Raw genomic sequence first — 20,121 nt, forward strand, 5'->3', positions numbered from 1 at the left:
TGTCGGTCTGGGCCGACTGCGCGGTCACGCGAGAACGTCCAGGGCCGCCGGGCGGCGCTGTCGCTACGCGGTCGTGGTCGAGAGAACGCCCTCGCCCCCGGGTCAGGCGCGTTCGACGCGGAGGTAGTCGGTGAACACCACGACGTCTCCCGCGGAGAGCCGGGTCGACGCTGCGTCTATTTCGACGACCGAGCCGTCGGTCGCGCGTGCGATCTGGCGGTACGTTCGGTCTCGGAGCTGGTCGACGTGCTTGACCGTCGCGTCCACGGGGACGGATTCGGTACGGCGTAACCGTAGAGCACCGCTCGTGGTGTCACTGACTGCCATGGGGCATGGTACAGTATACCACGATTTCTATTAAAGGTTGGCGTTGACGACCCAGGAACCCACCACGGACCGATACCTCGAATCACCCCACAGCACCCGAACGCAACGACACCCCGGGCGTCGCTCACCAACCCCGAACCAGATACGAAGCAAACACGGCCGAACGCGAAGCAAACACGAAACAACCACGAACCGAACGCGAACGACGGCGAGGAGAACTAGCGACCGACTACTGCTCGGCTTCCGGCGCGTCCAACCGGTCGAGGTCGAGCTCCTCGTCGAGCAAGACCTCCTTCTGGCCGGTGAGGTCGCGCTGCTCGCGAGCGAGCTTCTTCAGCTTCGTCTGCGGCGCCAGGTCGCCGATGAGCACGCCACCGATGACCTTCCCGTCCTTGAACACGACGCGACGCCACTCCGTGTCCGAGTACTTCTGCTCCACGTAGTCGTCGCCCTGCGTCGGATGCCCGAACGAGAGGAACGGGAAGTCGAAGTGCGTGATGGAGTACGACGACACCCACTCGAAGACCGCCTCCTCCGCGTCCGCGACCATGTTCTTCGCCGCGATCTGGCCCTGCTCCTTCGCACTCCCCCACGACCCGTTCTGGGCCTGCTCGCCGAGCAGGACGTCGTGGAACTGCGTCAGGTCGCCCGCCGCGTACACGTCCTCGACGTTCGTCTGCATGTACTCGTCGACGACGATGCCGTCGTCGAGCTCGATACCGGTCCCGCGGAGGAACTCCGTGTTGAAGTTCAGGCCGATGGCGACGCCCACGAAGTCGCCGTCGTACTCGACGCCGTTCGGGTCGACCGCCCCCGTCACCGCGCCGTCGTCGTCGACCGTGAAGTGGTCGACGCCGGACTGGAACACGGGCTCGACGCCCTTCTCGCGGAGGCCGTCGTGGATGATCTCCGCGCCCTCCTCGCTGAGCGCGTACCGCCACCAGCAGTCGCCGCGCATCAGGTACTTTGCGTCGACGTCCTGCGCCCCACAGATCGCGGCCAGGTCGATACCGAGCAGGCCCGCACCCACGACGAGTCCGGTGTCGGCCTCGCTCGCGTGCTCCTCGATACCGCGTGCGTCCTGGAACGTCCAGAAGTGATGGACGCCCTCGGCGTCGGAGTTATCGACCGGCAGTTGCGTCGGCGTCCCACCCGTCGCCACCAGGAGCTTGTCGTACTCGATGACGTCCCCCGAGTGCGTCTTTATCTCGTGGCCGTCGACGTCGATCGTCGTGACGTGCGTGTTCAGTTCCAGCTCGATGTCCCGCTCCTCGTACCAGCTCCCGTCGTGGATGGAGATGGGTGCTTCGGGCATCTTGCCCTTCGCGAACTCCTTGATGAGGATGCGATTGTAGAGGGCTTCCCCCTCGTCCGTGATGACGGTGATGTCGGCGTCCGGCGCCTCCTCTCGGAGTGTCTCCGCTGCAGAGGACCCCGCGATGCCGTCGCCGATGATCACGTACGACTCGGTCATGTCCGAACCGTTCGGTACGGGGGTTAAAGTGGGTTGCTATCTCCGAAAACACGCCCGCGTGAACCGTTCGTTTCGCGTGCAAGCGTCGCCCTCCGGTCGGGGTGCGGCAGCCGCGGTGGCGCTGGCGTCACCGACCGTGCTGGTTCAGTACCGACCAGGTGACGATGCGGGTGGTTCGACTGCCGTTCGTTCGCGGCCGGTTGCTCGTCGGTTCCTCCCGACTGGACCGACTCGGTTACCCTGCGGATTACCGGCGCCCGGAAACTGACTATTACCCTGATAGGTCACGATGAACGGAATTCGTAGTCCGATCGTTATCCGACCCCCGCTATCGGGCTTACCGACACGAACCAGGCACCTACTCGAGTGAACTATCGACTCGCTTTATGCTGTTTTCGCGCCTCGTCTCGTCGTGGCTTCACGTTGCACTTGAGCGGCAGCACGGGAGCCACCACCCACAAATGTACCAGAACCCCAACATCAGTCCGATGGCGTCGATCGACCCGAAGTTCACCGCCCAGCGTAGCCTCGAAGCCACACACAGCATGGAACACCAGGGACAACTGTCCGGCATGGACGCGTCCGTCGGCTCGCAAGCGTACGGCACTCACCAGACCTCCGTCCCCCAGCAACAGTACGGCACCCAGCAACAGTACGGCACCCAACAACAGTACGGCACCCAACAGACCACCGTGCCCCAACAACAGTACGGCACCCAGCGGGGCGTCGCCCAGCAGGCGCCGAGCCAACTGAGTGACCCGCGTGGCCTCCAGACCGACGACCAGCAACGGCAGGGGCAGGGCTACGACCAGCAGGCTGGCATCGGCGTCGACGCACCAACGCAGTCGTTCGACAGCCACGCGCTCTCCGCGAGCGCGCCCCAGCCAGCGTACGCGAGCCAGCAGTCCCAAGTCCCGATGGGATACCAGGCCACACAGCCCATCCAGCAGGGCCTCGCACCACAGCCCATCCAGCAGGGCCTCGCACAACAACCCGCCCAGCAGGGCCTCGCACCACAGCCCATCCAGCAGGGCCTCGCACAACAACCCGCCCAGCAGGGCCTCGCACCACAGCCCATCCAGCAGGGCCTCGCACAACAACCCGCCCAGCAGGGCCTCGCCAAGCAATCCACCCAGCAGGGCCTCACACAACAGCCCATCCAGCAAGGGTTCGCCCAGCAATCCACCCAGCAAGGGTTCGCCCAGCAGCCGGTTCAGGGCTTCCAGCAGGGCAGCCAGCAGCCCATGGTTGGCGTCGAGAGCCAGTGGCACGCCGCGGGTGGCGTGACCCCGCTCGACGAGCGGTCGGTCGGTGCGTCGCGACAGGCAGCGCTCGGCGCGTTCCAGGGACGGCTCCCGGGGATGGCGTCCGCGTCCGGCCGCCAGTTCGCGTCGACGACCGAAGCGCCGTTCGGCCAGCAGTCTCAGTGGACGCCGTCGACGTCGGGATTCGCGGCCGACGCGTCGGCGGTGTCGAAGATACCGCTCCAGGCGGGCGCCGGTGACCTCTCGATCCAGAAGCTCGACTGGTCGTCGCCGACCCAGCAGGGCCAGTACGCGCAGGGCGTCCAGACCGACGCCTCGAAGCAGCAGTCCAGCCACCAGGGCGTCCAGGGAGCCGGGACGGTTCGGACGCCCCGACTCGACGAGCCCGTGACGCTCCAGGACGGGACCGTGACCACGGTCGGGTCGCTGCTCTCGCAGGCGTCGACGACGGAGCAGGCGATGCTGTCGAACCGGCAGCCTGCGGTGACCAGCCAGCAGTCCTCGATGCCTCGCGACCAGCACGGGGACGTCGGAGCCGGCGTGCAGGGCCTCCGCTACGGCGAGATGCCGGTGGCGTACTGATGACGTGGAATCCAGCGGCGAACCCGTACCGAGACGACCCGCGGTTCGCGCCGCAGGGCATGCCCATCGCCCAGCAGAGCATGGGCGTCCCACAGACCGCGCAGGCGCAGGCCGCGATGAGTGCATCACCGGGCGTGGAGACCGGTGACGTCGGCGGGATGCACGCCGACGCCGGACAGGCAGCCGCTGGCGGGATGAGCGGCATCCAGCAGCCGACTGCCGGCGGCCCCGAGGTCGCGATGCCGCGCGCGGACGTCACGGAGACGCCCGAGTCGTACCTCGTCGAACTCGAGATGCCGGGGTTCGAGAAGGCCGACATCTCGGTGTACGCCGACGAGAACCAGCTCATCGTCGCCGGGGAACGCGGCGGCGAGGAACCGAAGCAAGGCCACCGCGTCCTCCAGCGCGAGTGCCCGCAACGCCTCGAACGCACCATCCAGCTCCCCGTCACCATCGACGTCGAGGAGGCGAAAGCGACGTACGACGCCGGGATGTGCGCCATCGAGATCCCGAAGGGCGACGCGGAGGACCGCAAGCGCATCGGGTTCCAGTGACCGGCCGCGACCGCTAGCACGCGCGGTCGGCTCGTCGTCGACCGCGCTCCTCCCGGTTCTTCCGTTCTCGTTCGTCTTCTGCTCGCCGAGCGCTCCGCTCACCGACCCGTTACTGCGCGTGCCGGACGCGCCGACCGAGTCCCCGGGTCGCTCGTCGAGCACGACCCGTTCAGTAGTTACCAGATGCTATCGATTGCGGACTCGTTGCAGACAGTTGAATGATTCTAACGGACGATTACGTGACGTTTAGCGGCGTTCCCGGAAGGGACATAAGACCCCGTGGGATACGGTTCGTGAAGCCGGAACTCGAGGAAAGTGGGTGTTTCTCGAGTAACGGAGCGTTACCATGCACGGAACCAACTTCAAAATCGATTCGGAACTGCGCAAGCACGGGCAAGTGCTGGACCTGCCGGCGGCCGCGAAGACGGTCTCGGTGGAACCGGTGGGCGCGGGGTACGTGCGCGTCACGTACCTCAAACCCGTTCAGGAGATCGCTGTCGAGACGCCGAGAGACGCCGAGGACGCGATGGCGTACGTGGACTGAGCCACTACCGACGACGCGATGGCGTAGGGCGATCGACCGCGACGCCGCCGGTCGGGTGGCCGGAGCCCGCGGAACGCTGGGGGCGAGCGCCGCGTCGAGCGCGTCGACGCGCTCGACTCGACCGTGTCGACGCTGCCGCGAACGACCGAGCGGTGCCGCCAGCGGGACGTTCTTGGTTGCGGAGTCGCTACGTCGACGTACAGATGAAGATACGCCAGAACGTCAAGCACTTCGCGTTCAAGCAGGCGCTCACCGCGCCGGTGCTCGGGGACGTCGCTCGCGGGAAGCTCGTGGACATGCACACCGACATCTTCCTCGGGAAGGCCGACGACGCCCACCGCGAGGAGCGCCGCGAGCACCTCGACGACTTCTTCGACGCGACGATGGACACGTACGTCGCCGCGCTCGACTACTACCCGGAGGCGAAGGCTCGTGAGATCACGCACGTCCAGGCGAACTTCGACTTCTACAATCACGGGTGGACGGAGATGATGGAGTTCCCGAGCGACGAACTCGGCCAGCACCACGACCGGTACGCGGAGTTCTTCGACGACCACGGCATCACGGTCGACGACCCGCTCGGCGACTTCTATCCCGAGGATGGCGTGGCTGAGGCGCCGTCGACGCCGGAGAAGCTCGACGACCCGATCCATCCCTACGCCGAGGGCGGGTTCGCCGACGACGTGTACGTCGAGACCGCCGACGGCGAGGTCGTCGTGGGCGGTCAGGAGGAACCCGACGACGTCGACCCCGAGGAGTACGTCGCCGACGACTGACCGTCGATTGTCGAGCGGGCGAGCGGGCTCTTGTTCGTGCTGGGCGATCGTGTCCTGGGGGCGATCGATCGTGTCCTGGATTGCCGGCCACGCCTGTGAGCGTGCGAGGGCCGGACGGGCTAGTCCTGGGGAATCTTTACGTCGTGGTGGCGCGTATCTTCAGGTTCCGCGAGTTTGGTGTTCGTTCGCACGGTCCGTCCGGCGGGCCAGCCCACCGATAGCCACTGCTATCTGAAACGTCCTAATCGCCAGACGTAGTTGTGACGTGGTAACCAAACAGCAGATAGATTTAATATCTCGGCAGTCCTCTGTTGAGATGTCGCCGGGAGTCGAAGGGACTCACCGGACGCTCAAGGCACGAATCGACCCGCGCAAGTGGGTGAGACGTGTCGGAGTAGGGGCAGCAACTGAAGGGCCCGTAACAGGGTTCCAAAGTCGTCGCTCCGAAGGAGAACCGCAGCAGACCGTTGGTCGACCACCATGGTGGTCGGCGGCGAAGACCAAGTAACGGAGGTCGCGTAAGCGATCTTCGTGAATACGCAAGCACGCCGGTGTAAGCCCGGCCGAAGTCGACAGTAGTCGACCGAGGTGGTGCGAGCCCACCGAAAGCTAGCACTGGTCGCGTGGTCCGTGGAAAACGTCTCCCGTCCGGGTCCTAACTTCGATTCCCGGTTTTTCGGTTTTCAACACCAGAGAGCACCGCTGCCGGGGCTCACTGCGTGCTCGCTTCGACGGTCGACCGTTCGGTGTCGACGCGGTCGTCGATGCGGTCGGCGCACTCGTAGCCGGCGACGATGCCGCCGTTCAGCGAGCGCTCGGGGTACTGGGCGCGGCTCGCCATGCCGGCGTAGTAGACGCCGTCGGGGACCGCGGTCGCGTCCGCGCCGACGTCGTAGGGGACGACCATGTCGAGGTAGCCGCGTTCGTAGACGGGGGCGGCGCGCGGGTTCCGCGAGATGCGGACGTCCGCGACCATCGATTCGTGGAACTGGTCGGGGAACATGTCCGCGATGTGGTCGAGCCAGCGGGATTCGACCGCGTCGTCGTCGGCCTGCCAGAGCCACTCGTCCTGGGACTGCACGTAGCTCGCGACGTACAGCAGGTGGTCGCCGCCGTAGCGCTCGGGCGGCACGAAGTTCGTGTGTTCGATGAGCGCGCCGAACGGCGCGTCGTGCGCGACGTTCAGCCAGTACGTCTCGTCCATCAGGGAGTCCTCCAGGGTGACGACCGCGCAGACGGCGCCCTGGAAGTCGACGTCGCAGGGGTAGCCGGTGAGGTCCTCGAGGACGTTCGGCATCGCGGCGACGACGACGCTGTCGACGTCGTAGGTCTCATGGCCGTCGGCGGTCTCGACGGTGAGGGACTCGACTGCGCCGTCGGTCCCGGCGTCAGCGTCCGTCGCGGCGTCCGCGTCGGTGGCGTCGAGGTCGACGACGCGCGCGCCGGTCTGGACGTTCTCGCGGCCGACGGCGTCGATGAGCGCGTCGATGAGGACCGCGAAGCTCCCGTCGAAGTACCCGAGCTGTTCGCCTTTCAGGAGGTCGCGTTCGCCGCGGAACTTGATGCGGCCGAGCAGCCACGCGGCGGAGACGTCCTCGACGCGGTCGCCGAATTTGGCGTCCAAGAGCGGTTCGAAGAAGTTCTCGTAGACGCCGCGCGTCGTGTGTTCGAGCAGGAAGTCCTTGATGGGGACGTCCTCGTACGCTTCGAGGTCGTCGTACGTGTCGAAGCTCGGGATGCCGCCGCGGACGTCTATCTCCATCGTGAGCATCCCCAATCTGAATTTGTCGTAGAGGCTCATGTGGGGGTAGGCGGCGATCTCCCAGATGGTGTTCAGGGGGTGGACGACGCCGTCGACGTAGTAGCCGTCGTTCCCGTAGATCCACTCGACGCGGTCGCCGACGCCGAGGTCCTCGGCGAGTTCGACGATGGTCTCCTCGGACTTCGAGAGGTGGTGGTAGAACTTCTCGATTGGGTCGCCGCTGGTCTCGTGGACGGCGGCGAGCCCGCCGAGGTCGTCGCTTGCCTCGAAGACGCGGACGTCGTGGCCGCGTTCCTGGAGCCGGTGCGCGGCGGCGAGTCCGGCGATGCCGCCGCCGACGATGCCGACAGTCATGGTCGGTGCTCCGAGGGCGCGATGTATGGGTCTGTTGGACTGCGCGCGAACACGTCGCGCGAGCGAACGCTCCGGGAATCGAGAGCGACGGCGGTCGCTGTGGTTGCGTGGTCCGCTAGGTTTTTCGTAGGGGGCGGGTAAGTCGGGGGCATGCTGACGGTTCGGGCGCCGGCGAGTTCCGCGAATCTGGGGAGTGGATTCGACGTGTTCGGCGTGGCGCTCGGTGTGCCCGCGGACGTGGTGCGCGTCGAGCGTGCCGAGGAGACGACGATATCGGTGACTGGCGTCGGCAGCCAGTACATCCCCGAGGACCCGAAGGGGAACACGGTCGGGGCGGTCGCGGAGGCGCTCGACGCGCCGGCGCACATCCACATCGACAAGGGCGTGCGGCCGGCGTCCGGGCTGGGGTCCTCGGCGGCGAGTGCGGCGGCGGCGGCGGTGGCGTTGAACGAGCTGTACGACCGCGGGCGGTCGCGCGAGGAACTCGTGCACGTGGCGGCGAAGGGCGAGGCGGTGGTGTCGGGTGATGCGCACGCGGACAACGTCGCGCCCTCCATTCTCGGCGGGTTCACGATCGCTCGTGACGACGGCGTGCTGCAGGTGGACGCGTCGGTGAAGCTGGTGGCGTGCCTGCCGGAGGTCGTGGTGTCGACGCGCGACGCGCGCCAGGTCGTCCCGCAGTCCGCGTCGATGGACGAGCTGGTGGCGACGGTCGGGTCGGCGGCGACGCTCGTCTCGGGGATGCATCGCGACGACCCCGAGCTGGTGGGGCGTGGCTTGGAGGAGCACGTGGTGACGCCGCGCCGCGCGAAGCTCGTCGACGGGTACGACGACGTGAAGGCGGCGGCGGAGGCGGCGGGGGCGACGGGCGTGACTATCAGTGGTGCGGGCCCGAGCGTCCTCGCGGTGTGCCGCGGCGATGATCGGCGAGCGGTCGCGAGCGCGATGCTCTCGGCGTTCGACGACGCCGGGGTGTCGGCGCGCGCGTACCAGACGGAGATCGGTGAGGGCGCGACGGTCTATCGGGACTGACGCTCGAACGCGGATTCTGTCAGTCGTATTTCATTCACGAGTCGTCGAGCCAGATTTATCACGATCGAGCGTGTCATTGGTTGGCATGGCTACGCGTGATGGGCGGCCGTTCGCCGCCGACCCGCTCGACGGCGTCGTCCGGTCGTTGTACAGCGCCGGGCTCGCGCTGGTCGGCGTCGGGTTCGTCGGTGGCGTGCTCGCGTGGACGTCGGTCCTGGAAGCGACGGGGTCGGTCACGCGCAGTACGGCGATGGCGACGAACGCGCTCGGCGGGTCGGTCCTCGGGACCGGCACGGATGCGGTGGTCGTGCACGCGAGCGCCATCGCGGTCGCGGCCGGCGTCTGGTTGCTCGCCGTCGGACTCGTCGTCGACGGGTTCCTGGACGCGTGAGTCGGCTCGGCGACGGCGCGCTCGCCGCGGGCGTTCTCGCTGGCGTCGTCGCGCTCGCGGCCGCGGTCGGCGTGGCCGCGTCTCCGGTCGCGTTCGCGGTGGGCGCGGTCGGCGCGTTCCTCCTCGAAGTCCTCTTGAGCGCTCGCGCAGCAGCCGTCAGGGCGCTGTGGGCGCGAGCAGGGGTTCGCGTGCTGTCGGTGGGCGTCGTCGTGCTCGCGGCCGCGCTCGCCGTGGCGTTCCGACCGGAGAGTGGCCTGAACGCGCTCGCCGGCGGCCTCGTCGCGTACCTCGGTTTGCTCGCGTTCGTCGCGGTCGGGCTGGTCCCGCCGTCGACCGCGTGGTTCGGACGCAATCGCTCGTGATTCGGGCGCGACCGCTGAGTCGCCGGCGCGAGCGGCCCGTCAGAACCGGTACTCGCCGGGGACGTCCGGGTCGTTTCTGGAGCGGTCGTCGTCGCGGCCGCCGCGGTCGCGGCGGTCGCCGCGAGTGGTCTCGGCGACGCAGGACACGCACATCGCGTGCTCGCCGTCGTAGTGCCGCTCGCAGACGAGCGCGCCGCAGCGCTCGCAGGACTCCTCGGCGCCGTTCGACTCGCAGACCTGGCACAGCCCGGAGACGCTCATACGACACCGTTCGCACCGACGCCCCTTGAGTCTGGTTCACACGGTCGTCGGTGTGCGAGGTCGTCGGTGTGCGAGTGCGACCCGCGTGCTCGCGGGGTGGGGAGCCGAGCGATTTAGGCGTTCGGAGCCCTTCCGTCGAGACGTGAGGGATTCCCCGCTCCTGTTCGGGCTGGCGTCGGTGTTCGCCGGTCTGACGACGATGCTCGCCGTCGTCGCCATCGTCACCAAGGAGGCGTTCGTGCTCGCGGTCGCCCTGCCGTTCGCAGCCACCGGCTACTTCATGTGGTACCAGGCGACCGGTCGGATGCGCGAGCGCGTCGCCGAAGGCGTGAACGCGGACGGGTCGCGGTTCGCGCAGCAGAAAGCCAAGGAGGGCGCCCAGCGCGGGCGCAGCCGGTTCGCTCGCGAGGCGCGTCGTCGCATCAACCGCGAACGACGCCGAGAGGCGCGCGCTGGCGGCCGGCGAGCGCGCGCGAGCGCCGCCGCCGGCGGTCGCGGTGGCGGCCGCCGCGACGGCCGTCGCGTCCCACGCCAAGACGGCCCGAGCGCCGAGGAGGCGTACCGACGCCTCGGGCTCGACCCGACCGCGGACGAGGACGCCGTCCGCACGGCGTACCGCGAACGCGTCAAGGAGGTCCATCCGGACACCGCCGACGGCGACGAGGAGGCGTTCAAGCGCGTGACCGCCGCCTACGAGCGCCTCACCGACGACTGAACGGCCGCTGTCTGCGAGCGCCAGACCGACGACTGAACGGCCGCTGTCTGCGAGCGCCAGACCGACGACTGAACGGCCGGCGCCACCGAGCGCCAAACCGACGACTGAACGGCCTCCGTCTGCGAGGGCCTGACCCACGTCCGAGCGAGTGGATAAGCTCCAGCGACAGCCACTAGGGCTATGTACCCCCAGGTGTATGCAGTCCGTAAGGAATGCAGGGGGGGATTCGGGTCCTCCACGTCGACGACGACGACCAGTTCGGGGAACTCACCGCGTCCTTCCTCGATCGGTTCGGCGCGTTCGACGTGCGGACCCACCAGCGCTACGAGGATGCGGTCGACGCCGTCGACGCGGAGTCGTTCGACTGCGTCGTCTGCGATTACGACCTCGGCGAGTACGACGGCCTCGACGTCCTGGACGTCGTCCGCGACGACGACCCGGACGTGCCGTTCGTCCTGTTCACCGCGAAGGGGTCCGAGCGCGTGGCGAGCGACGCCATCGCTGCGGGCGCGACGGACTACCTCCAGAAGGGCAGCGGCGACCCCAGCCAGTTCGAGTTGCTCGCGAACCGCATCGAGAGCGCGGTGAGCGAGGCGCGGACGCGAGCGCGCCTCCAGGAGAGCCGAGAGCGCGTGCGGCGACTGCACGCGGTCGCTCGCGAGTTCGAGACGTGCACGACCGACGAGGACGTCTACCGGACCACGTTGGACGCCGCGGAGGACATCCTCGACTTCGAGTGGGTGTTCGTCCTGGCGCCGGTCGGCGACCGCTTCGAGACGCGTCCGCGCGACCGCGAGGGCGAGTACCTCCCGACCGAAGGGTTCGGGCTCGACGAGGGCGTCGTCGGCGAGACGTTGCGGACGGGCGATGCTGCGCGCATCGAGGACCTCCAGGCGTCGTCGGTCGCGAAGCCGTCGAACGACGCGTTCCGCGCGGGGCTCTCGGTCCCGGTCGGCGACAAGGCCGTGCTGCAGGCGGTCAGCGACGAACCGGGAGCGTTCGACGAGTACGACCGCGAGCACGCCGAGCTGTTGGCGTCGCACGCGACGGCGGCGCTCGACCGCGTCGAGAGCGAGCAACTGTACCGGACGCTCGTCGAGCAGAGTCACGACGGCATCTACGTCTACCAGGGGTCGTCGTTCGCGTTCGTGAACGACCGCGTCGGGGAGCTCACTGGGTATTCGACGCGGGAACTGTACGAGATGGACCTCTGGACGCTCATCCACGAGGACGACCGCGAGTACGTCAAGGAGACCGCTCGAACCGCCGACGAGGGGCCGATCGTCCGCGAGGCGCGAATGGTTCGGGCGGACGGCGAGGTCCGCCACATGGCGTTGTCGACGGCGAAGATCACGTACGACGGCGAGCCGGCGTTCATGGGGGCGGCGCGGGACATCACGGACCGGAAGCGCCGTGAGACGGAGTTGAAGCGGACGAACGAGCGCTTGGAGCAGTTCGCGAACGTCGTGAGTCACGACCTGAAGAACCCGCTCGCGGTCGCCGAGGGAAGCCTGGAGATGGCGCGGGAGACCGGTGACGGCGTGCATTTCGAGAACGCGAGCGACGCACTCCAGCGGATGTCGACGCTCATCACGGACGTCCTGGCGCTCGCTCGCGAAGGGAGTGCGGTCGTCGACCCGGACGGCGTCTTCCTGTCGGCGGTCGCGAGCGCCGCCTGGACGAACGTCGAAACCGGGGACGCGACGTTCACGGTCGCCGACGACGCCCGCATTCACGCGGACGAACGACGCCTGCAACGGCTCTTCGAGAACCTCTTCCGAAATTCGGTCGAGCACGGCGCGAGCGACGACGCGGTGTCGGTCACCGTCGGTGCGCTCCCTGACGAGGATGGGTTCTACGTCGCGGACGACGGCCCGGGTATCCCCGAGGACGACCGCGGGTCCGTCTTCGAGTCGGGCGTGACGACGAGCGACGACGGCACCGGGTTCGGGCTCGCCATCGTCGCGGAGATCGCGGACGCGCACGACTGGTCGGTCGAGGCGACCGAGAGCGCCGAGGGCGGCGCACGCATCGAGCTACGGGAGGTCGAGGCCGCTCCGAACGCCACCCAGTAGCGAGCACGGTGCGCAGGCTGGAACGGCCGCGGTCCCTTCCGGTTCCCGTGCGGACTGGCGTGCGGTCGACCCCCGCTCCCCACCCCTCGTGTGACAAACACACCCATGTGACGGGAAGCCTTATGCGAGTCTCTCCCTTACGCGGCGACATGAGCCCTGACAGGGCCGTGTTGCAGCGCGCCCTCGACCGCGGCGAATCCGAGGGTGGGAGCGTCGAGTTCAAGGAGCGACTCCGGAAGGACCTCCACCTGTCGGACGGCCGTCGCGAATCGCTCGCGGCGCAACTCCGGCATCGCGTCCTCTCGGGAGACGGCGAGGCGACGTACGTCGTCGGCGTCACGGACGACGGCGGACTCGCCGGCGTTCCCCCCGCGGAGTTCTCCGAGTCCATGGACGTCCTGAGCTTGCTCGCCGAGGAAGCGGGCGCGCACATCGACGACGTGCAGACGTGGAGCGTGGACGACGCCGGCGCGTCCGCGGGCACAGGGGTTGCGGTCGACGACGCCGAGGGTATCGTCGGCGTCGCCACCATCCGCGAGGGCGCGGTGCTGTCGACGGACGACGCGCACATCGTCGTCGGGACCGCCGGGCACGTCGACCACGGGAAGTCGACGCTCGTCGGGTCGCTCGTCACTGGCGAGGCCGACGACGGCGAGGGCGCGACCCGCGGCTACCTGGACGTGAAACCCCACGAGGTCGAACGCGGCCTGTCCGCGGACCTCTCGTACGCCGTGTACGGGTTCGACGACGACGACCAGCCCGTCAGGATGCAGAACCCGCACCGGAAGTCCGACCGCGCGAGGGTCGTCGACGAGTCCGACAAGCTCGTGTCGTTCGTCGACACCGTCGGCCACGAGCCGTGGCTCCGCACGACCATCCGCGGGCTCGTCGGCCAGAAGCTCGACTACGGGCTCCTGACGGTCGCCGCGGACGACGGCCCGACGAAGACGACCCGAGAGCACCTCGGGGTGTTGCTCGCGACGGAACTCCCGACGATGGTCGCCATCACCAAGAGCGACCTCGTCACCGACGAACGCCTCGAAGAAGTGGAGCGCGAGGTCGAGGGGGTGCTGCGTGACGTCGGGAAGACGCCGCTGCGCGTGGAGCGCCACGGCGTCGACGCCGCGGTCGACGAGGTCGGCGACGGCGTCGTCCCGCTGTTCGTCACGTCGAGCGTCGAGGGCCGCGGAATGGATACGCTCGACGAGGTGTTCCAGCGCCTCCCGAAGACCGCGGGCGACGTCGGCGACTTCCGGATGTACATCGACCGGACGTACGCCGTCACCGGCGTCGGCGCGGTCGCCTCCGGCACCATCATGCGCGGCGAGGTGGAGGCCGGGGACGAACTCCTGCTCGGGCCGATGCCGGACGGGAGCTTCCGCGAGGTCGAAGCCAGGAGCATCGAGATGCACTATCATCGCGTCGACGAGGCGAAGGCCGGCCGCATCGTCGGTATCGCACTCAAGGGCGTCCAGGAGGCCGACATCGAGCGCGGGATGGTGCTCGTCCCCCGGGACAGCGACCCCCAGCCCGTCCGCGAGTTCGAGGCCGAAGTGATGGTCCTGAACCACCCGACGCGGATCGGTGACGGCTACGAGCCCGTCGTTCACCTGGAGACGATAAGCGAAGCCGCCGTCTTCCACCCCGACGGCGGCCAGTTGCTCCCCGGCGACAAGGGCCACACCAGGGTCCGGTTCAAGTTCCGCCCGTACCTCGTCGAGGAGGGCCAGCGGTTCGTGTTCCGCGAAGGCCAGAGCAAGGGGGTCGGGACCGTCACGAGAGTCGACTGACTCAACCAGCATACGGCGACCGCCAGGTCGCCGTTTCCGCACCTGACTCAACCAGCATACGGCGACCGCCAGGTCGCCGTTTCCGCACCTGACTCAACCAGCATACGGCGACCGCCAGGTCGCCGTTTCCACACCTGACTCTCCAAGCGTACGGCGACCCCCAGGTCGCCGTTTCGTGGTTCGCTCGTCGCGCTCGGTGGTGTTTTACTCGGCGCGCTCGTAGGTTGTGGTATGGATTCCGGTGGGCGGCGCGTGTTGCTGGTGCTGACTGGCGTGCTGTCGCTGGCGTTCTACGCGGTGGTGGCGGTGGCGTTGGCGGTCGTGGTGTCGGCGGTGCTCGCGGATCCGCCGTCGCTCTGGCTGGTGGTGGTGGGAGTGGTCGGGAGCGCGCTCGTGTTCGGGTACGTGAGCTATCGCGCCGGCGCGACGCGTCTCTTGGCGGCGTTGGACGCGCGGTACGTGCCGCCGGAGACGGCGCCGCGGCTCCACGAGCGCCTCGACGAGATCGCCGCACGGATGGGCGTCCAGCGTCCGTCGGTGTACGTCGCGGCGCTCGACGCGCCGAACGCGCTCGCCGTCGGTGCGCGCGGCGGGGGCGTCGTCGTCCTCGACTATCGCCTCGCGCGCATCCTCCGCCCGGAGGAACTCGACGCCATCCTCGCGCACGAACTCGCGCACCTCGAGGGGTACGACGGCCTCGTGCAGACGCTCGCGTCGAGCGTCCTCCAGTCCGTCGCCGGCGTCGCGTTCCTCGCGCTCCTCCCCGTCGGCGTGCTCGTCGCCGGCGTCTCCCGCACCGCGACCTACCTCTCCGCTCGCCAACCCGCCCCGTTCCGCGTCCACCTCCGGCGCACGCACTACCGCGTCGGCCAGCTCGTCGTCCTCGCGCTCCTGGCGTTCACGCTCGCGCTCCGCGCGCACTCCCGGCGTCGCGAACTCGCCGCCGACGACCGCGCCGTCGCCGTCACCGGCGACCCGCTCGCGCTCGCCCGCGGCCTCTGGCGCATCCAGCGCGCCAGCGACCCCTACCGCGGCCTCTGGAGTTCGCTGTTCGTGCACGGCGACGAGGACGCCCTCTCGAAACTCCTCGCGACGCACCCGCCGATGGACGACCGCATCGAACGCCTCCGCGAGATGGCCGAAGCCGGAGAGCGCGTTCCCGTCCAGATTCGCTGACCGCCGCGTTCGCGCGCGGCCCGCTCACTTCGCTACCGGTCGCTCTCGGAGTTCGCTCACACCGACCACGGTGGCGTCGCGAGGTCGTCGAGGCGCTCGACAGTGTAGTGCGGTTCCGGGTCCGGTTCGGGGGTGCCGTCGTGGAGCCACGCGGAGCGCACGCCGGCGTTGTGCGCGCCCGGGACGTCCGTCCGCAGGGAGTTCCCGACGTGAACCGCGCGGTCGGCGGTGACGTCGAGCTCGGCGAGCGCGGCGTGATACGCGTCCGGTTCCGGTTTCGCCGGCGCGTCGTAGCCCGCGTAGACGACCGTCTGGAAGCGGTCGGCGAAGTCGAGCGCGGACAGCTTCTCGGCCTGCATCTCGGGGGCGCCGTTCGTGACGACGCCGAGCGCGTGGTCGGCGGCGAGCGCCTCCACCGCCGCCTCGGCGCCCGGGAGCGGGTCGACGTCGGTGTGGTCGCGGCTCTCCGCGAAGTGGTCCGCCATCGCGTACGCGAGGTCCCGCGAGTACCCGTACTCGTCGGCGAGGTCCGCGAAACAGAGCTCGCGGAGTTCCCGCATGCCGTCGTGGTCGTCGTCGTCGTTCACCACGCGCTCGTAGGCCGCGTAGTACTCCTCGACGTCGAAGAACGGGTCGACGTCGACCGCGTCGAACGACTCGTGGAGCAGTTCCGCGCTCGTCCGCCGGTACTCGCAGAGCGTGTCGTCGAGGTCGAAGAGAACGGCGTCGACGGCAGTGGTCATGCCAGGACGTACGTGACCGACGGCTAAAGCCGTGTTCGATTCCCAGCGACTGGGGGCTTCCGAGGGGCTTTTGCGGCGACCGCTCCAACGACCGCGCATGGCAACAGGAGAGCAGCGGTTCGGCGAGTGGCCGTTGAAGCGCCTGATGACGGAGGTCGTCGGCAGCGGGCACAAGTCCGCGGAGGACATGACCCGCGACCAGGCACGGGAGGCGTTCCAGCGCATCCTCGCGGGCGAACCCGACCACACGACGCTGGGCGCGTTCTGGCTCGCGAACCGCTGGAAGCGCAACAACCCCGAGGAGCTCGGCGCGTACGTCGACGTGATGCGCGAGGAGACCGTCGAGGTCGCCGAACCCGACTGCGACCCCGTGGACTGCGGCGCGAACTACGACGGGAAGGGCCGGTCGATGATCTTCGGCGTCGCCGCGGGCGTCGTCGCCGCCGCCGCCGGCACCCCCGTCGTCGTGCACTCCGGCGACCGCGTGCCGACGCAGAAGCAGGACGCGTACAAGCACGTCCTCGACGAACTCGGCGTGCACACCGAACTCACGCCGAGTGATTCGGCGGACATGGTCGACGAGACCGGGTTCGGGTTCTACTACCAGCCGGCGTTCGCGCCCGGCATCCAGGACCTCTGGGAGCGCCGCGACATGATGGGCGTGCGGACGTTCGTGAACACCGTCGAGACGCTCGCGAACCCCGCGAACGCCGACGTCCACCTCGGGTCGTTCTACCACCTCGCGTTCGCGAAGAAGGTCTGCGAGACGTTCGCCGAGAGCCGGGAGAGCGACGTCTCGAAGGTCGTGATGTTCCAGGGGATGGAGGGCTACGACGACGTCCGCCCCGGGTACACGAAGGTCGCGGAGTGGGTCGCGGAGACGGACGAACTCACCGACTACGAGATCGAGACCGCGGAGTACGGGATGGACGTCGAGGAGGAGGACCTCCAGGTCGACGACGTCGCCGTCGAGTCCGCGCAGATCACCGAGGAGGTGCTCGCGGGCGACCGCGAGGACGCCTACGCCGACGCGGTCGCGCTCAACGCCGCGCTCCGGATGTACGCTCGCGACGACGTCGACAGCATCGAAGCAGGCATCGACGACGCACGCGCTGTCATCGCGGACGGGAGCGCACAGGCAGTGCTCGAGGACCTGCGGGCGTTCTGACCACGCTATAGCAGGATGGCCGAGCGCGGGGCGACACTGAACTGCATCTCGCTCGGTCGATGCAACGCTGCATCGCGCTCGGGTCGACGTCGACCCGTTCGTCGAAGCACCCTTCTGTAGTGCGAACGACCACCTGGGCGTGCTAGATCGGCTCTCGACGCCAAAAGTTCGAACGAGCGGGCGTTCGCTCGTCGCGTTCTTCGCGCTCGGACTGCTCCTGAACGGTGTGATCCTCGGAGCGGACGTCGTCACGACGGTGTTATCGACCGAGACCGCAGCTGTCGTCCTCGTAGTCCTGACTGCGGCACCAGTCGTCTCGGGCTACGGCGTCCCATCCGGGTTCGCGTTCGCGTTCGGGACCGGACTCGGGTTCTCGCTCGTGACCGGGTGGCCGTTCGCGCTCTCGACGCCCACGCTCCGCGAACTCGCACCGATGTCGGTCGTCGTCGGCGTGGGATTCGCACTTGTCCTCGGAACCACCGCAACGGTCCTCGCGACCGCCTGGCTGTCGCTCCGCGACGCTAGCTGAGCGACGCCGCCACAGACTCGGCGCGCTCTCGACGGACCCGTTTCCGCACTGCAAGAGCGACGCCGGGACCTCGCACCGGTACAGAACGAGTGCTTCGTCACGGAACGCGACGGTCGCCGATCGTTCTTCGACGACTCAGAGGGCGATCGGTGCGTCGAGGGCGTCGACGTAGACGACGCGCTCGGCGAGGTCGGCGTCCGGAGAGAGTCGGTCGACGAGCGAGGTGTCGCGGTCGATGCGGGCGAGGAGGACGTCGCCGTCCATCTCCCGACCGCGATAGGCGTCGAGGAGTGCGATCCTCAATCCTCCGTGCTCCACTCTAGGATCGCGAGCAGCGCCGGAACCTCGCCACCGCGAGAGACGTACGTCTCGTCGCGGAGATCGACGACGCGCCAATCCCCGTCGGAATCCCCGTGGTCGGAATCTTCGCCATCGGAATCCCCGCGGTCGGAATCGCCGACGTCGAACGCGTCCCGGACGTCGTCGCGCGAGATCAAGTTCGGGGGCCAGTCCTCGGGTGCGCCGGGCGCGAACGAGAGGACGAACGCGCGACCGCCGGGTTCGAGGACGCGAGCGAGCGCGTCGGCGTACGCGCTGCGACGGGCTGGTTCGATCGCGTGGAACACGCCGACGTCGAGCACCGACCCCGCCCAGTCGGCGTCGACGACCCCCGCTGGAGTGCCGAGCGCGAACGCGTCCCCGGCTTCGAACCGGACGTCGAGGTCGCGGTCGGCGGCCGTCTCGCGGGCGCGCTCGATGGCGGTCGGTGCGACGTCGACGCCGAGGACGTCGTAGCCCGCGTTCGCGAGATAGCAGGATTCGGTGCCGAGCCCGCAGCCGACGTCGAGCACCGGGTCGGTGAACGCCCCCGCGTCGACGAGGTCTTTCACCGCTGGCTGTGGGTCGCCGGTATCCCACCCGACCGCGTCGGTGCTCGCGTACGCGCCCTCCCAGCCACCGCCGTCGCCGCCATCGTCGCCGTCGTCGTCGCTGGAGTTCTCCGTCATGGACGCGTGACGAGTCGGAGGACTGGCAAGTGCGTTGTGGTCCGCAGGGCCGTCGCGCTCGGTCCGTCCACCCCGAGAGAAACGGCGGCCTGGCGGCCGCCGTATGCCATTCAGTCGGGCGCAGAAAAGGCGGTCTGGCGGCCGCCGTATGCCATTCAGTCGTGGATGGCGACGCTCGCGAGCCTATCGCCGGCCTTGACGGTGGCTTCGCGGGAGATGGCGTAGAGGAGGCCGTCGCGGTCGAACGTCGCGCGGTGCAGGACCTCGTACGTCGACGGGTCGTAGACGGTGCCGACGTCGTCGCCCGCGCCGACGCGCTCGCCGAGTTCGAGCGCGGGGTTCGGGCGGAACAGCCCGGAGTCGTCGGCGTCGACGCGCCCGAGGTGGTTCCGGGCGACGACGGGGTCGGTCGTGATGGGCTGCCCGTCGAGCACGCCGACGTGCCGCAGGACGTTCATGACGCCGCGAACGCCGGCCTCGACCGCGGGCTCGACGAGCTCGCGGCAGTGCGCGAGCTCGGGCGTGATGGCGGGGATGCCCTCGCGCGCCGCGGCGACGCGGAGCTTCCCGTCGAAGTCGCGGCGATGCCACTCGTCGGGGGCGTCCTCGCCGCGGCGCTCACCGAGCAGGAGGTCCGTGCCGAACGCCTCGGCGAGCGCTCGCGCCTCGCCGTCGCCGTGCGGGTACACGACGTGCGTGAGGAGGTCCGGACTCCCCGTGTGGAGGTCGACGACCGCGTCCGCGTCCGCGACGTACGCCCAGAGCGCCGCCGCCATCCGCTCGTGGAGCGACCCCTCGTCGTCGCCCGGCCACACGCGATTCATGTTCCCGTTCACGGAATCAAGGGACGCCGGAGCGGTGTACCCGACGCGGTCGAACGTCACCGGGTTCGCGACCGGCACCGCGACCACGCGCCCCGATAGCTCCGAGAGCGGGAGCTTCTCGTGCACCCGTCTGAGGACCTCCGTACCGTTCACCTCGCGGCCGTGCTGGGCGGCCTGCACGTACACCGTCGGCCCCGCTTCCGGCCCCTCGTACACGTGCACCGTCGTCGACACTCGAACGCCCGACGGCAGTCGAGCGAGCGTCACGTCCTCGCGACGATGGCGAGCCGAACGCGTCATCGGTTACGCCAGTTTTCGGCGCGCCGGGTCTTGAATCTCACCCCAACGCCACTCGCGGCGACACGACCACGCACCAAGCACACGACCGCACCGTCCCGCCAGCCCGATGG

21 protein-coding genes are annotated in these 20,121 nt (G+C 68.9%); 13 read left to right on the forward strand and 8 right to left on the reverse strand.

What is annotated here, in order from left to right; all coding sequences use genetic code 11:
• Window positions 1-102 precede the first annotated feature (102 nt).
• Window positions 103-327, reverse strand: coding sequence for a hypothetical protein (locus ACZ48X_RS09670; protein ID WP_336350833.1), 225 nt, complete (start codon window positions 325-327; stop codon window positions 103-105).
• Window positions 328-556: 229 nt separating this feature from the next.
• Complete coding sequence (locus ACZ48X_RS09675) at window positions 557-1,801, reverse strand: NAD(P)/FAD-dependent oxidoreductase (RefSeq protein ID WP_336350834.1); 1,245 nt, start codon at window positions 1,799-1,801, stop codon at window positions 557-559.
• Between the two features lie 461 nt (window positions 1,802-2,262).
• Between ACZ48X_RS09675 and ACZ48X_RS09680 the strand changes: the two genes are divergently transcribed.
• The 4 genes from ACZ48X_RS09680 to ACZ48X_RS09695 all read left to right on the forward strand — a co-directional run bounded on the left by ACZ48X_RS09680 (window position 2,263) and on the right by ACZ48X_RS09695 (window position 5,522).
• Window positions 2,263-3,648, forward strand: coding sequence for a hypothetical protein (locus ACZ48X_RS09680; protein WP_464379849.1), 1,386 nt, complete (start codon window positions 2,263-2,265; stop codon window positions 3,646-3,648).
• Window positions 3,648-4,202, forward strand: a complete 555-nt coding sequence (locus tag ACZ48X_RS09685; protein ID WP_336350836.1) for an Hsp20/alpha crystallin family protein — start codon at window positions 3,648-3,650, stop codon at window positions 4,200-4,202. Before ACZ48X_RS09680 ends, ACZ48X_RS09685 begins: the two co-directional genes overlap by 1 nt.
• Window positions 4,203-4,548: 346 nt before the next feature.
• Window positions 4,549-4,746, forward strand: a complete 198-nt coding sequence (locus ACZ48X_RS09690) for a hypothetical protein (protein ID WP_336350837.1) — start codon at window positions 4,549-4,551, stop codon at window positions 4,744-4,746.
• 203 nt (window positions 4,747-4,949) lie between these two features.
• Complete coding sequence (locus ACZ48X_RS09695) at window positions 4,950-5,522, forward strand: DUF6149 family protein (RefSeq protein WP_336350838.1); 573 nt, start codon at window positions 4,950-4,952, stop codon at window positions 5,520-5,522.
• A 712-nt stretch (window positions 5,523-6,234) separates the two neighbouring features.
• Here the strand turns inward: ACZ48X_RS09695 and ACZ48X_RS09700 are convergent.
• Window positions 6,235-7,638, reverse strand: coding sequence for an NAD(P)/FAD-dependent oxidoreductase (locus ACZ48X_RS09700; RefSeq protein ID WP_336350839.1), 1,404 nt, complete (start codon window positions 7,636-7,638; stop codon window positions 6,235-6,237).
• A gap of 150 nt (window positions 7,639-7,788) precedes the next feature.
• Between ACZ48X_RS09700 and ACZ48X_RS09705 the strand changes: the two genes are divergently transcribed.
• The 3 genes from ACZ48X_RS09705 to ACZ48X_RS09715 all read left to right on the forward strand — a co-directional run bounded on the left by ACZ48X_RS09705 (window position 7,789) and on the right by ACZ48X_RS09715 (window position 9,423).
• Window positions 7,789-8,670 (forward strand): homoserine kinase, encoded by an 882-nt coding sequence (locus ACZ48X_RS09705; RefSeq protein ID WP_336350840.1) that lies wholly within the window; start codon window positions 7,789-7,791, stop codon window positions 8,668-8,670.
• A gap of 85 nt (window positions 8,671-8,755) precedes the next feature.
• A complete protein-coding gene (locus tag ACZ48X_RS09710; protein ID WP_336350841.1) occupies window positions 8,756-9,061 on the forward strand; it encodes a hypothetical protein in 306 nt (101 codons plus the stop codon).
• Window positions 9,058-9,423: a hypothetical protein gene (locus ACZ48X_RS09715; protein ID WP_336350842.1), complete on the forward strand. Its 366-nt coding sequence runs from the start codon at window positions 9,058-9,060 to the stop codon at window positions 9,421-9,423. Before ACZ48X_RS09710 ends, ACZ48X_RS09715 begins: the two co-directional genes overlap by 4 nt.
• Before the next feature lie 39 nt (window positions 9,424-9,462).
• Here ACZ48X_RS09715 and ACZ48X_RS09720 read toward each other — a convergent pair whose 3' ends face one another.
• Entirely contained in the window at window positions 9,463-9,684 is a 222-nt protein-coding gene (locus ACZ48X_RS09720) for a hypothetical protein (RefSeq protein ID WP_336350843.1), read from the reverse strand.
• A gap of 142 nt (window positions 9,685-9,826) precedes the next feature.
• Between ACZ48X_RS09720 and ACZ48X_RS09725 the strand changes: the two genes are divergently transcribed.
• From ACZ48X_RS09725 to ACZ48X_RS09740, 4 genes are all read left to right on the forward strand, one after another.
• Entirely contained in the window at window positions 9,827-10,399 is a 573-nt protein-coding gene (locus ACZ48X_RS09725; RefSeq protein WP_336350844.1) for a J domain-containing protein, read from the forward strand.
• Between the two features lie 212 nt (window positions 10,400-10,611).
• Window positions 10,612-12,474, forward strand: a complete 1,863-nt coding sequence (locus ACZ48X_RS09730; protein WP_336350845.1) for a hybrid sensor histidine kinase/response regulator — start codon at window positions 10,612-10,614, stop codon at window positions 12,472-12,474.
• Window positions 12,475-12,623: 149 nt separating this feature from the next.
• A complete protein-coding gene (locus ACZ48X_RS09735; RefSeq protein WP_336350846.1) occupies window positions 12,624-14,264 on the forward strand; it encodes a GTPBP1 family GTP-binding protein in 1,641 nt (546 codons plus the stop codon).
• A 231-nt stretch (window positions 14,265-14,495) separates the two neighbouring features.
• Window positions 14,496-15,440: a M48 family metallopeptidase gene (locus tag ACZ48X_RS09740; protein ID WP_336350847.1), complete on the forward strand. Its 945-nt coding sequence runs from the start codon at window positions 14,496-14,498 to the stop codon at window positions 15,438-15,440.
• 56 nt (window positions 15,441-15,496) lie between these two features.
• Here the strand turns inward: ACZ48X_RS09740 and ACZ48X_RS09745 are convergent, their stop codons facing one another.
• Entirely contained in the window at window positions 15,497-16,183 is a 687-nt protein-coding gene (locus tag ACZ48X_RS09745; protein ID WP_336350848.1) for an HAD family hydrolase, read from the reverse strand.
• A 97-nt stretch (window positions 16,184-16,280) separates the two neighbouring features.
• Between ACZ48X_RS09745 and ACZ48X_RS09750 the strand changes: the two genes are divergently transcribed.
• A complete protein-coding gene (locus tag ACZ48X_RS09750) occupies window positions 16,281-17,351 on the forward strand; it encodes an anthranilate phosphoribosyltransferase (protein WP_336350849.1) in 1,071 nt (356 codons plus the stop codon).
• 139 nt (window positions 17,352-17,490) lie between these two features.
• Window positions 17,491-17,880, forward strand: coding sequence for a hypothetical protein (locus tag ACZ48X_RS09755; protein WP_336350850.1), 390 nt, complete (start codon window positions 17,491-17,493; stop codon window positions 17,878-17,880).
• 135 nt (window positions 17,881-18,015) lie between these two features.
• Here the strand turns inward: ACZ48X_RS09755 and ACZ48X_RS09760 are convergent, their stop codons facing one another.
• The 3 genes from ACZ48X_RS09760 to ACZ48X_RS09770 form a co-directional block, all read right to left on the reverse strand.
• Entirely contained in the window at window positions 18,016-18,183 is a 168-nt protein-coding gene (locus ACZ48X_RS09760; protein WP_336350851.1) for a hypothetical protein, read from the reverse strand.
• Window positions 18,180-18,887: a class I SAM-dependent methyltransferase gene (locus ACZ48X_RS09765; RefSeq protein ID WP_336350852.1), complete on the reverse strand. Its 708-nt coding sequence runs from the start codon at window positions 18,885-18,887 to the stop codon at window positions 18,180-18,182. Before ACZ48X_RS09765 ends, ACZ48X_RS09760 begins: the two co-directional genes overlap by 4 nt.
• A gap of 155 nt (window positions 18,888-19,042) precedes the next feature.
• Window positions 19,043-20,011, reverse strand: coding sequence for a succinylglutamate desuccinylase/aspartoacylase family protein (locus ACZ48X_RS09770; RefSeq protein ID WP_336350853.1), 969 nt, complete (start codon window positions 20,009-20,011; stop codon window positions 19,043-19,045).
• Window positions 20,012-20,121: the final 110 nt, after the last annotated feature.

The sequence above is a fragment of the Halorubellus litoreus genome (assembly GCF_055378595.1).